At 68.0% G+C, this 12,575-nt stretch carries 9 protein-coding genes; 6 read left to right on the forward strand and 3 right to left on the reverse strand.

Annotated elements, in window-relative coordinates; translation table 11 throughout:
* Positions 1-315 precede the first annotated feature (315 nt).
* Positions 316-1,524, forward strand: coding sequence for an ROK family transcriptional regulator (locus ACG3SL_RS09710; RefSeq protein ID WP_448664929.1), 1,209 nt, complete (start codon positions 316-318; stop codon positions 1,522-1,524).
* Here the strand turns inward: ACG3SL_RS09710 and ACG3SL_RS09715 are convergent.
* The 3 genes from ACG3SL_RS09715 to ACG3SL_RS09725 are packed head-to-tail and all read right to left on the reverse strand — an operon-like array spanning position 1,521 to position 7,577.
* A complete protein-coding gene (locus ACG3SL_RS09715; RefSeq protein ID WP_448664930.1) occupies positions 1,521-3,842 on the reverse strand; it encodes a GH92 family glycosyl hydrolase in 2,322 nt (773 codons plus the stop codon). The genes ACG3SL_RS09710 and ACG3SL_RS09715 overlap by 4 nt on opposite strands.
* A gap of 22 nt (positions 3,843-3,864) precedes the next feature.
* Complete coding sequence (locus ACG3SL_RS09720; protein WP_448664931.1) at positions 3,865-5,295, reverse strand: glycoside hydrolase family 125 protein; 1,431 nt, start codon at positions 5,293-5,295, stop codon at positions 3,865-3,867.
* A 14-nt stretch (positions 5,296-5,309) separates the two neighbouring features.
* Complete coding sequence (locus tag ACG3SL_RS09725; protein WP_448665107.1) at positions 5,310-7,577, reverse strand: GH92 family glycosyl hydrolase; 2,268 nt, start codon at positions 7,575-7,577, stop codon at positions 5,310-5,312.
* Between the two features lie 301 nt (positions 7,578-7,878).
* Between ACG3SL_RS09725 and trpD the strand changes: the two genes are divergently transcribed.
* The 5 genes from trpD (at position 7,879) to ACG3SL_RS09750 (ending at position 12,568) form a co-directional block, all read left to right on the forward strand.
* Entirely contained in the window at positions 7,879-8,874 is a 996-nt protein-coding gene (trpD, locus tag ACG3SL_RS09730) for an anthranilate phosphoribosyltransferase (RefSeq protein ID WP_448664932.1), read from the forward strand.
* Positions 8,871-9,641: an indole-3-glycerol phosphate synthase TrpC gene (gene trpC / locus ACG3SL_RS09735; protein WP_448664933.1), complete on the forward strand. Its 771-nt coding sequence runs from the start codon at positions 8,871-8,873 to the stop codon at positions 9,639-9,641. Before trpD ends, trpC begins: the two co-directional genes overlap by 4 nt.
* Positions 9,638-10,105 (forward strand): cyclic pyranopterin monophosphate synthase MoaC, encoded by a 468-nt coding sequence (gene moaC, locus ACG3SL_RS09740; RefSeq protein ID WP_448664934.1) that lies wholly within the window; start codon positions 9,638-9,640, stop codon positions 10,103-10,105. Before trpC ends, moaC begins: the two co-directional genes overlap by 4 nt.
* Before the next feature lie 97 nt (positions 10,106-10,202).
* On the forward strand, positions 10,203-11,147 hold the full coding sequence (locus ACG3SL_RS09745) for a PilZ domain-containing protein (RefSeq protein ID WP_448664935.1): 945 nt from the start codon (positions 10,203-10,205) through the stop codon (positions 11,145-11,147).
* 236 nt (positions 11,148-11,383) lie between these two features.
* The gene (locus ACG3SL_RS09750) at positions 11,384-12,568 is read left to right on the forward strand and encodes a molybdopterin molybdotransferase MoeA (protein WP_448664936.1); all 1,185 of its coding nucleotides are present in this window, start codon (positions 11,384-11,386) and stop codon (positions 12,566-12,568) included.
* Positions 12,569-12,575 lie beyond the last annotated feature (7 nt).

Here is a 12,575-nt window from a genome sequence, read left to right on the forward strand (position 1 = left end):
GCGACTGCATTTCTCTCGCCTCTCCAACTCTTCCGTGGCCGTAGCGGCTGTGCGCCGCCCCCGCCCGTCGGAATCGACATTAATAAACCAAATTAGATAATTCAATGCGGCCAGCCGTCATCCCTTCCGGTACGCGTGACGAGAACCGCCCCCTTCCCATCGCGGCACAATATCGTCGCACGCGCGCCTTTCGGGCTATCCGCGGCGAGCGCGCTGGGGCAGTCTGCTACGTCATTGCAAGAGTTGCAGGTTTGTGGGGAACGGATGGCAGGCACGCGCACCGGTGGTTTGATCGGGGACAGAGGCCAGCGGGGCATGAACGAGGGTAACGCCAGCACGCGCCCCCGCCTTTCGGGCACCAATCTGGAGCGCGCCGCCGACCATAACCAGCGCGTCACCCTGCACGCAATCCGCGTGCTCGGGCCGCTCACGCGAGTCGAGCTAGCGCGGATCACCGGCCTGACCGGCCCGGCCATCGCCAACATCACCAAGCGGCTGTTGCAAGAGGGCATGATCGAGGAAGCCGGGCAGCGGCGCGGCGGACGCGGACAGCCGCCGACGAAGCTGATCGTCAAGCGCGACGCCTGTTATTCGATCGGGGTCAACATCGATCGCGATCACATCACGCTGGTGGTGGTGGATTTCTCGGGCGAGACGCTGGCGCGGGTTTCCGAAGAAGTGGATTTCGCGCTGCCCGAGCAGGTCCGCGCGCTGTATCGCCGTTCGATCCGCAATATGCTGCGCAGGGCCAAGGTCGAGGTCGGCAAGGTCGTCGGGCTCGGCGTCGCCATGCCCGACGATCTCGGGCGGGTCGCCCTGCCCGGCCGCCCGCCGACCTATTCCGATTGGGAAGGGTGCGACATCGCCGCGCTGTTCGACGAACCGTTCGACCTGCCGGTCTTCGTCGAGAACGATGCCGCTGCTGCCGCCATGGGCGAAATGCAGCTGGGCCATGGTCAGAACAACCACAGCTTCTTCTACATCCTGCTGTCGTCGGGGCTCGGCGGCGGGCTGGTGATCGACGGCAGCTATGTGCGCGGCGCCGATGGGCGCAGCGGCGAATTGGGGTTCATGCTCGCGCCGTCGGGCGAGCCGGTGCAGGCGCTGGTGTCGCTGTCCGGCCTGTCGCGCAGCCTGGCGGAGCACGGCTTCACGCTTGCCGATGCGCGCGGCGCGCCGGATGCCGCCGTGCAGGCGTGCCTGGCGGCCTGGACCGAGAGCGCGGCGGAGCGGCTCACCGCCCCGCTCGATGCCGTGAACTGCCTGATAAACCCCGCAATCATCCTGCTGGGCGGTCGCCTGCCCGCTGCCCAGCTCGACGCGCTGGCGGCGCGGACCGATGCGCTGATGCGCGCCCGGTCCGCGATGCTGCCGGCGGTCGCCCCGGTACGGCGCGCTGCCCTGTCAGAGGACGCGCCGGCAGTCGGCGCGGCGATCCTGCCGTTCAGCCATTTCCTGCTGCCAAAGCCGGGCGCCCTGTGGAAGGCACAGGGCAACCCGGACCCGGCAGCCGATCCGGCCTAAGCCGGCACGCGCCCGAACGACGGCGGCCGATCCGCCTTGGCCGAGCCGAACCGTGAGGGCGTCGCCCCCATCTCGAACACCAGTTCGCCGCCCTTGGCGAGTTCAGCATGGCTGATCCAGTTGCGCGTCCACGGGCGCCCGTTCCACGTCACCGACTGGACATAGGGGCGATCGGGCGCATTGCCGCGCGCCACCACCCGCAGCGTCCGCCCGCCGCCCAGCGCCATTTCGGCGCGGTCGAACAGGGGCGATCCGAACACGTACAGCGCGCTCACCGGATCGACAGGGTAGAAGCCCAGGGCGCTCAGCACGAACCACGCGCTCATCTGCCCGCAATCGTCATTGCCGATGACACCGTCCGGGTCCGCCTTGTACATCTCGGTGCACAGCCGCCGCACCATCGCCTGCGTCTTCCACGGCGCGCCGGCATAGGCGTACAGATAGGCCGCGTGCTGGTCCGGCTCGTTGCCATGGGCATATTGGCCGACAAGGCCCGAAATGTCGGGCGGCGCGTTTTCGGGCAGGATCGACGGGGCGTTGAACAGCGCGTCCAGTTTCTCGACGAACGCATCGTCGCCGCCGAACCACTCGATCAGCCCGTGGACGTCATGCTGGTTGAGGAACGTCGCCTGCCAGCCATTGGTCTCGGTATAGTCGCGATACTTGTCGACCGCATGGCCGATCTGGATCGGGTCATAGTCCTTCCACCAGCTGCCGTCCGAGAATTTGGGGCGGGCAAAGCGGATCGTCGGGTCCAGCACGTTGCGATAGTTGCGGCTGCGCTGGCGCAGCGTGGCGGCGTCGTCCTTCGCGCCCGCCGCGTCGGCCAGCACGGCCATCGCCCAGTCGTCATAGGCATATTCCTGTGTCCGGCTGACCGACTCCCAGATCTTGTCCGCAGGGATATAGCCGAGGTCGTAGTAATAGCCGCGCCCGAGCGACCCATCGCTGTCCTTGAACGTGCGATCAAAGGCGCGGCGGCGGATATTGGGCCAGGCGGCGGCATAGTCCGCCTTGATCCCCTTGGCGCACGCCTCGGCCAGCACCACCACCGAATGCCATCCGATCATGCACCCGGTCTCCACTCCCTGGAGCTGCCAGACTGGCGGGCCATAGGGGCTCTGCTGCGTCTGGCGCACCAGATCGCGGGTGAACATCGCCGCCCGCTCGGGCTGGATCAGCGTGAGCAGCGGATGCAGCGCGCGATAGGTATCCCACAGCGAATAGGTGCTGAACGCGGGCGTGTCCGCCGGCGCCTGATGCACTGCGCGGTCCATGCCGACATAGCGGCCGTCGCGGTCGGTGAACTGCGTCGGCGCGAGCAGGCAGTGGTACAGCGCGCTGGCCATGATCGTGCGCTGTTCGGGCGTCCCCCCTTCCACGCGGACGCTGTCGAGTGCCTGGGTCCAGCGGCGACGCGCCTCTCGGCGCACTCCGTCGAAGTCCCAGCCCGGCGCCTCGCCCGCGAGCGCTGCCTTGGCACCTGCGACATCGACGGCGGAGATGCCGGTCTTGATGAGGATCGGCGCCCCACCCGCATCGTCAAAGAACAGCGCGACCTTCAGCTTGTTGCCCGCGATCCGCGTCGTGCCCGCCGGTGCGGGCGCATCGCCGTCGCCGAAAAAGGCGACGCGATCGGGCTTGCGCGACAGCTGCATCGCGAAATGGATGTGCCGCCCCTTGGCCCAGCGATGCACGCGCCGGGTTCCGGTGAGCATCCCGTTCGCATCGATCTCAAGCGAGGCGGCATCGACGATCGTGCCCTTGTCCCATTCGTCCAGGATCATGTGCGCGAAGTCGATCAGGATGTGCCCCGGCCCCTGCGGAAAGCGATAGCGGTGCAGGCCGGTGCGCTCGGTGACGGTCAGCTCCGCCGCCACGCCCGATTCCAGCCGGACGCGGTAATAGCCCGGCTCCGCATATTCGTCGGAAAAGCGCTGGCGATAGCCCTTGTTCGGGTCATCGAGGGTGCCCGGCACCAGTTCGAGCGGTCCGCGCGTCGGCACCACCAGCACGTCGAGCATGTCCCCGATACCGGTGCCCGACAGGTGAGTGTGCGAGAAGCCCATGATCGAGCCGTCGGTGCGGTGATAGCCCGAGCATGCGTCCCAGCGCGCGTTGTCGGTATCCGGACCCAGCTGGACCATGCCGAACGGCAGCGTCGGGCCGGGATAGGTGTGGCCATGCCCGCCCGTGCCGATGAACAGGTCGGGCGTGCCCCGCGTTGCGGTCTGCGCCTGGACGACGGCGGGGGTGGCGCTACCGATTGCGGCGAGCCCGGCTCCGGCCAGCAGCTGGCGGCGATTTGCAGTAATCATGACCTCTCCTTCGTCTCGATCTTCAGAAGCGCTCGGCGAGCAGCGCCGGCTTGCGCGTGGCGATGTCGAGGATCAGTTCCCCGAACAATCCATTGGCCCAGGCGAACCAGCTGCGCGTGAAGCGCGTCGGATCGTCCTTGTGAAAGCTCTCATGCATGAAGCCGGTGCCGCCATGGCTGGCCTTGAGCCAGCGCAGACACTGGCGGATGACGGCGTCGTCGTCGCTGTTGCGGGCATGGACGATGATCGACATCGGCCAAATCATGTCCATCCCGACATGCGGCCCGCCAATCCCCTTCGCGACGCTGCCCTCGAAGAAATAGGGGTTGCGCGGGCTCCAGGCGAGCGCGGCACTGCGCCGGAACAGCGGATCGTTCCGATCGGCGGCGCCCAGCAGCGCCAGCCCGCACAGGCTGGGCACATTGGCATCGTCCAGGAACAGCGCATTGCCATAGCCATCGACTTCATAGGCCCAGACCTGGCCGCCCTGCCCGTCCGGCATCTTGCCATGCGCGTCGAGCGCCGCCTGCACTTCGGCGGCGAGCGCGAGGCAATCCTGCGCCGCCGCGCCGTCGCCGCGCGCCTCGCGATGGACCTGCGCCAGCATCCGCAGCGCGGACACGGCGAACAGGTTGGACGGGATCAGGAACGGCAGCACGCAGGCATCGTCCGAAGGGCGGAACATCGAATGGATCAGCCCCACCTTGCGCGTCGGCGCGCCATAGCCGCCGAACATCAGCGTCTCGGTGGGCGAGGTTTCCAGCCGCTGGAAATGATACGGCCCCGGCCCGTCCTTGCGCTGCTGCTCGCGGAAGGTGGCGACGGCGCGCGCCATTGCCTGCGCCCACAGCCCGTCGAACGGCGCCTTGTCGCGCGTTGCGGTCCAATAGGAATGTGCCAGCCGCATCGGATAGCATAGCGAGTCGACTTCCCATTTCCGCTCGGCCACGCCCGGCTTCATCTCGGTTTGGTCCGCCGCCGCGCCCAGCGTGGTCTTGCCGTTGGGGTCTTCCAGGAACGCATTGGCATAGGGATCGATCAGGATGCAGCGCGCCTGCCGCTGGATCAGCCCGTGGAAGGCGCGGCGCAGATCCGCATCCTTCGGCGCCAGGTGCACATAGGTCTGCATCTGCGCCGAGCTGTCGCGCAGCCACAGCGCGTCGATGTCGCCGGTGATAACGAAGGCGTCGGGCTTCCCGTCGACCAAGCCCAGCTTGAGCGTGGTGTCGAGCGTGTTGGGATAGCAATTCTCGAACAGCCAGGCGAGTTCGGGATCGGCGATGCGCGCCTTCACGGCCTTGATCTCGGCCTCCACCGCCTTGCTGGTGAAGCGCCGGGCGCTGGCCGGCGGGCGGTTGGTCGCCCGCGCCTCCTGCGCCAGCGCGCGCGCCGGCAGTGCGGCGGTTACCGCCAGCGCACCCGCGCCGGCCATGATGTCACGACGATTGAGCATCAAAAATCTCCGTCTCAGCGCGCAGCCGGCGCGCTCATCGAGAAGGGCGCGTCGGCCTTGGCCGTGCCCCAGCTCTTGTTCGGTGTCGGCCCCATCTCGAAGCGCAGCGTGCCCCCGGCCTGCAACGCCTCGCGCGACAGCCAGGGCTTGGCATGGCGCTTCCCGTTCAGCGTGACCGACTGGATATAGACGTTCTTCGCGGAATTGTTCTGCGCCTCGATCGTCAGCACCTTGCCGCCGGGCATGGTGACGCGGACCGACTGGAACAGCGGGCTGCCGATCGCATATTGGCCCACGGTCGGCGTGACGGGATAGAAGCCCAGCGCCGAGAACACGTACCAGGCCGAGGTCTGGCCGTTATCCTCGTCCCCCGGATAGCCGTCCGGCGTCGCCGAATAGAGCCGCGCCATCACGTCGCGGACATGCGCCTGCGTCTTCCACGGCTGGCCGGCCCAGTCGTACAGATAGATCATGTGCTGGATCGGCTGGTTGCCATGGGCGTACTGGCCCATGTTCACCACCTGCATCTCGCGCGTCTCGTGGATCACCGATCCGTAATAGCTGGTGTCGAACACCGGCGGGCGCGTGAAGATCGAATCCAGCCGGTCGGTGAACTTTGCATCGCCGCCCATCAGGTCGATCAGCCCCTGCACGTCCTGCATCACCGACCAGCTGTAATGCATCGAATTGCCCTCGGTGAAGGCATCGCCCCAGGCATAGGGATTGAACGGCGCCATCCAGCTGCCATCCATGTTCCGCCCGCGCATCCAGCCGGTTTCGGCGTCATAGAGCTTGCGATAGTTCTGCGCCTGCGCCGCGTATTTCTTCGCATCCTCGGTCTTGCCGAGCGCAGCAGCGAGCCGCGAGAGCGAGAAATCGGCGGTGGCATATTCCAACGTGCGCGCGGCGTTCTCATTGATGCCCACGTCATAGGGGACATAGCCGAGCCGGTTGTACCACTCGACGCCTTCGCGCCCCACGGCGGTCACGACATCGCCGGCCTTGTCGCGCGGGCGCCCCTGCGACGTTGTGGCGTTCTTCACCATCGCTTCGTACAGCGTCTCGACATCGAAACCGCGCACGCCGTTCAGATAAGCGTCGGCAATGATGTTCGCCGAGTTGGAACCGATCATCACGTCGCGGTGGCCGGGGCTCATCCATTCGGGGAGCCAGCCCGATTCCTTGTAGGTGTTGACCAGCCCCTGCATGATCTGGCTGTCCAGATCGGGGCGGACGAGCGCAAAATAGGGGAATACCGCGCGCCACGTGTCCCAAAAGCCGTTGTCCGTGAACAGCGGGCCGTCATGCACCTTGCCGTCATAGGGGCTATAATGGGCGGTCTTTCCCTGCGCATCGACTTCATGGAACATGCGGGGGAACAGCAACATCCGGTACATCGCCGAATAGAAGGTCCGGCGATTGTCCAGATTGGGATCGGTCACCTGGATGCGGCCCAGCTCGCTTTCCCACGCGGTCTTGGCCTTTGCCTCGGTCGCGGCGAAGCTGTCGCCGCCGATCTCAGTGGTCAGGTTACGCAGCGCCTGTTCGGGGCTGATGAACGACGATGCGACCTTCACGCCCACCTGTTCGCCCGCCTGCGTGCGGAAGCTGACCACGGCGCCGACATGCCCGCCCTCGCGCGTCAGGTCGGCGGCGAGCTGCCAATTGTCGTCCCAGCTGCGCGCGACGGTGAAGTCATGGTCGAACTCGGCCACGAAATAATTGCGGAAATTGTCCGGCACGCCGCCATGATTGTTGCGGACATAGCCGGTGATCCGGCGTCGCGCCGGGTCGATCGACACCATCGAGCCGCCAGCCAGCCCGTCGAGCAGGATGTGCGCGTCGTCGCTCTTGGGAAAGGTGAAGCGGAACTGCGCGGCGCGGTTGGTCGGCGCGATTTCGGCGGTGACGTCGTAATCGGCCAGATAGACCTTGTACTTGTACGGCCGCGCCTCTTCCGCCTTGTGGCTGTACCAGCTCGCGCGCTCGTCTTCCTTGAGCCGCAGCGGCCCGGTTTCGGCAAACAGCGAGAAGGCGGCGTAATCGTTCATCCAGGGGCTGGGCTGGTGCGTCTGCTTGATGCCGTTGATCTTCTCGTCATCGTACATATAGCCCCAGCCGCTGCCGGGCTTGCCGGTTACCGGGGTCCAGAAATTCATGCCCCACGGCACCGCCACCGCCGGATAGGTGTTGCCATAGGACAGTGCATGGCTCGAATCGGTGCCCATCAGCGGGTTGACCAGGTCGGCCAGCGACTCCCGTGCCGCCGCCGGGCGCGCCATCGCCGGTGCGACGAGCAGCGGCGCGGGCAGGCACAGCCCGCCCGCCGCAAGCATCGCGGCGCCATTGCGCAGCGCATGGACAAGCCGGTTCTTCAACGCAGGTCTCCCCTCGGTTCCTTGGAATCCGCGCATGGCGGACGACTGCCCTCCCCCTTGTAACCGGCGGTTGGGCGCGAATATTGAAAACAAATTGTCAATTATGCCCGCCGACGGCAAATCTTTTTTTGCCGGCCACGCCGCGAAGCGCGGCGCGAAGCAGGATTTGCTCGACTTCGCCCGCTGCGCTCTGGATAGAGGCGGCGTGACTCGCTTCGCCCTTCTCCCCGATCCGTCGACCCCGCTCAGCCATGAGAGCGCGGCCCAGGCCTTTGCCGACATTCTCGACGGCCTGGTCCCGGAAGCCGCCATCGAATCCTTCCTGCTCGGGCTGTCCATTCGCGGCGAGACGAGCATCGAGATCGCAGAGGCTGCGCGCGCGCTGCGGGCGCGGGTGCTGTCGATCACGGCGCCGCCCGGTGCGATCGACGTGTGCGGCACCGGCGGCGACGGGCATCACACGCTCAACGTCTCCACGGCGGTCAGCCTGGTGGTCGCCGCGTGCGGCGTGCCGGTGGCGAAGCATGGCAACCGCGCCGCATCGTCCAAGGCGGGGGCCGCGGACACGCTGGAGGCGCTGGGGCTGGACCTGGACCGCGCCGCCGCACGGGCGGAGGAATCGCTGAACGAACTCGGCATCGCGTTCCTTTATGCCCAGCTGCACCACCCCTCGCTTGCGCCGATCGCGCCCATTCGGCGACGTATCGGGCGGCGGACGATCTTCAACCTGATGGGGCCGCTGGCGAACCCGGCGCATGTCACGCGCCAGCTAATCGGGATCGCCCGCCCCGACTATGCCGGGGTCTATGCCGAGGCGCTGGAGCAGCTCGGCACCGAGGCGGCGTCGGTCATTTCCGGGGAGGACGGGCTGGACGAGCTGTCCACGGAGAGCCCGAGCATCGCCGTGAACGTCGGCTCCGCGCGGCTGCCGCTGCGCATCACGCCCGAGGATGCCGGGCTGCCGCGCCATCCGCTTAGCGCGATCCGGGGCGGCGATGCCGCGTACAATGCCCTCGCCCTGCGCCGGCTGCTGCGGGGGGAGACGGGGCCGTACCGGGACGCGGTGCTGCTGAATGCCGCAGCCGCGCTGATGGTGGCGGGGCGCGCGACGTCGCTGGCGGAGGGTGCCGAAGAGGCGGCAGAGGCCATCGACGCCGGACTTGCCAACACGCTGCTCGACTGCTGGATCGCCTTTGCATGACCACGATTCTCGACCGCATTCTGGACACCAAGCGCGCCGAAGTTGCCGCACGGCGCGCACATCCGCTGGACCTGCCCCCGCCCAGCGCGCCGCGCGGATTCAAGGCCGCACTGGACGCCAAAGTTGGCGCAGGGGGCTATGGCCTGATCGCGGAGATCAAGAAAGCCAGCCCTTCCAAGGGCTTGATCCGTCCTGACTTCGATCCCCCGGCCCATGCCCGCGCCTATCAGGCCGGCGGTGCCGCCTGCCTCTCGGTCCTGACCGACCGCGACTATTTCCAGGGCGACGAAGCCTATCTGATCGCCGCGCGCGCCGCCTGCACGCTGCCGGTGCTCCGCAAGGACTTCCTGATCGACCCGTGGCAGGTCGGCGAATCGCGCGCGATCGGCGCGGACGCGATCCTCATCATCGTCGCCGCGCTCGACGACACCCAGATGGCGGAGATCGAGGCGGCGGCGATCGAACAGGGCATGGACGCACTGGTCGAAGTTCACGACGCCGACGAACTGGAGCGCGCGCTGCGCCTCAAATCGCGGCTGATCGGCGTGAACAACCGCAATCTCAAGACGTTCGAGGTCGATCTCCAGAAAACCTATGACCTTGTCCGCCACGCGCCGAAGGACTGCACCTTCGTCGCCGAATCGGGCCTGACCACGCGCGCCGACCTCGACGCGATGGCCGAACACGCCATCCGCTGCTTCCTGATCGGCGAAGCGCTGATGCGGCAGGACGATGTCGAGGCGGCGACCCGCGCGCTGATCGGATGAGCGACCTCACGCATCTCGACGCCAGCGGCGCGGCGCACATGGTGGATGTCGGCGGCAAGCCGGTGACGCGGCGCGAGGCAGTCGCGACCGGGCGGATCACCATGTCGGCGGAAGCCGCCGCCGCGATCGCCGCCGGTGCAGTGAAAAAGGGCGACGTGCTCGCCACCGCGCGGATCGCCGGCATCATGGCCGCGAAGCGCACCGCCGAGCTGATCCCGCTGTGCCACCCGCTGCCGCTCACCCGCGTCGCGATCGAGCTGGCACCCGACGATAGCGGCGTGACCGTGACCGCGACAGCCGCGACCGAGGGACAGACCGGCGTGGAGATGGAAGCGCTGACCGCTGCCAGCGTCGCGCTGCTCACCGTCTATGACATGGCCAAGGCGATCGACAAGGCGATGGTGATCGGCGGCGTCCGGCTGGTATCCAAGACGGGCGGCAAATCGGGCAATTGGCACGCCTGATCGCAAAGCCGGGCGTTAGGGAATTTACAACCCTGTGAATTAACCGGTCCTTCAGCCTGTGCGCGCAAATTCCCGCGATGCCGGTCAGGAAGTGACGATGATACAAGGACTTAGGTCCGCCACCATATTCAGCCTGGCCGTCGATCCGCCTGCGGGTTTCGCGACGGACAGCGATCCGACGGCGGAATTCGACGCCGCATGCATCGTCACGCCGCACGATCGCCACGCCTGCGCCGTCCGCCGGCTGGGGCCGAGCGCGGCGACGGTGCGGCTCGAGGCTACGCTGGAAGCCGGAACCCCGCTCGACCTCGAACTCGCGAATGGCCAGTCGATCCCGGGCACGCTCGCCTGGCTATCCGACGGCGAGGCGCGAGTCGATTTCGACACCCGCATCGACGTGATCGGCACGCTGGCGCGCACACTGGCGCGGCTCCCGGCAGAGCGGCGGCGGATGCCGCGCGTCGAATTCCACCAGACCGTGTGCGTGCGCCATGGCGGCCGCGTCGTGCTGGGCAAGGCGCGCAACATCGCGCAGGGCGGCGTCCGGGTCGAACTGCCGATCGCGCTGGCCGAGGGCGATGGCGTCCAGATGACGTTCGACGGGCTGCGCCCCCTGGACGGCACCGTCGCGTGGGCGAACGGGCATCACGCCGGCATCGCCTTTGCCGAGGAAGTGTCGTGGCAAGTGCTGATGCCGTGGCTGCGCATGGTCCAGCGCGACTCCGCCGGCACGGGGCGCGCGCCCGAGGCCGAGGGCCTGATCCCCGACCCGCATGCGATCCGGATCGAAATCCCCGCGCGCATCCGCGAAGGCGTGCGGTGGTGGAATGCCAAGGTGTGCGCGATCACTGCGCATCTGGTCGAGTTGGAAACGCGGGCCCAGTTCCTGCCCGGCACCCAGCTGTGGATCTCGCTCCCCGAAATCGGCGGCGGTCCGGCAAAGGTGATCGACACCGGGCTGCATCGCATCCTGTGCGAGTTCCGTTTGCCGTTGCGCCCGAACGACTTGCGCGTGCTGACCGGCAAGCCGGCCCCACGCTGAAAGGCTTGCGCCCCCGCATCGTCCGGGGGGGGGCGATCGCATATGGTCCCCCTCACCCTTCCCACCGCCTTCGGCGGCGGGCCCCTTCCCTCTCCCACAAGGGGAGAGGGAGAGACGGCGCCATGCTCCCTCTCCCCTTGTGGGAGAGGGAGGGAGCCGCGAAGCGGCGGAAGGGTGAGGGGGACTTCAGCACATATGCGATTGCCCCCCGCATCGTCCGGGGGCAAGGCAGTGCCATGGCCGCCCTTCTCCCCGTCGCCGAGGCACAGTCGCGCCTTCTTGCCCTGGCCGAGCCCGTCACGGCGCAAGCGGTTGCGATCGCGCAGGCCGGCGGGCGCTGGCTGGCGGAGGACGTCGCCGCGCTGCGCACGCAACCCTCTGCCGATCTGTCGGCGATGGACGGCTATGCCATCCGCCATGCCGACCTGCCCGGCCCCTGGACCGTGATCGGCGAAAGCGCGGCGGGGCGCCCGTTCGCGGACGCGGTCGGTGTGGGCGAGGCGGTGCGCATCTTCACCGGCGCGGCGGTTCCCCAAGGTGCCGACACCGTGATGGTGCAGGAAGAAGCACGGCGCGACGGTGACCGCCTGTTCCTCGACGGCGAGGGACCGAAGTTTCGCGGGCGCAACACCCGGAAACGCGGGCTGGATTTCGCCGAGGGCGCGCCGCTACTAGCGGCGGGTGACCTGCTGACTCCTGCCCGGCTCGCGCTGCTCGGCACTGCCGGGCACGCGACGGTGCCCGTCCGGCGCAAGGTGCGCGTCGCCATCGCAGCGACCGGCGACGAACTGGTGCCGCCGGGGTCCGCGGTGGGCGAAGGGCAACTGCCCGAGACCAACCGGCTGATGCTGGCCGCGCAACTCGCAGGGCTGCCGGTGGAGATTATCGACCTGGGCATCTTGCCCGACCGCGCCGACGTGCTGGAGGCCGCGTTTCGCGCGCTCGACGCCGATCTGCTGGTAACGAGCGGCGGCGCGTCGGTGGGCGACCATGACCTGGTGCAGCCCGCGCTCAAGGCGGCGGGCGCGACCATCGATTTCTGGCGCGTGGCGCTGCGCCCCGGCAAGCCGATGATGGCGGGGCGACTGGGCGACGCGCTGGTGATCGGGCTGCCCGGCAATCCGGTGTCGGCGTTCGTCACGGCCTTGCTGTTCGTGCGGCCGGTGGTCGCGCGGCTGGCCGGTGCGCGCGATGCGCTGCCGGTTACGCGCAGCGCCGTGCTGGGCGAGCCGCTGCCGGCGAACGGCGAGCGCACCGATTATCTGCGCGCGGCATTGATCGACGGGCGCGCCTGTGCCGCCGCGATCCAGGACAGTTCGATGCTGCGCACGCTGGCGCGCGCCGACTGCCTGATCCTGCGCGCACCGCACGCGCCGGCGGCATCGCCGGGCGACTCGGTGGAAATCCTCGACATCGCTTGACAAGCCA

This window comes from Sphingomonas degradans (assembly GCF_053502645.1).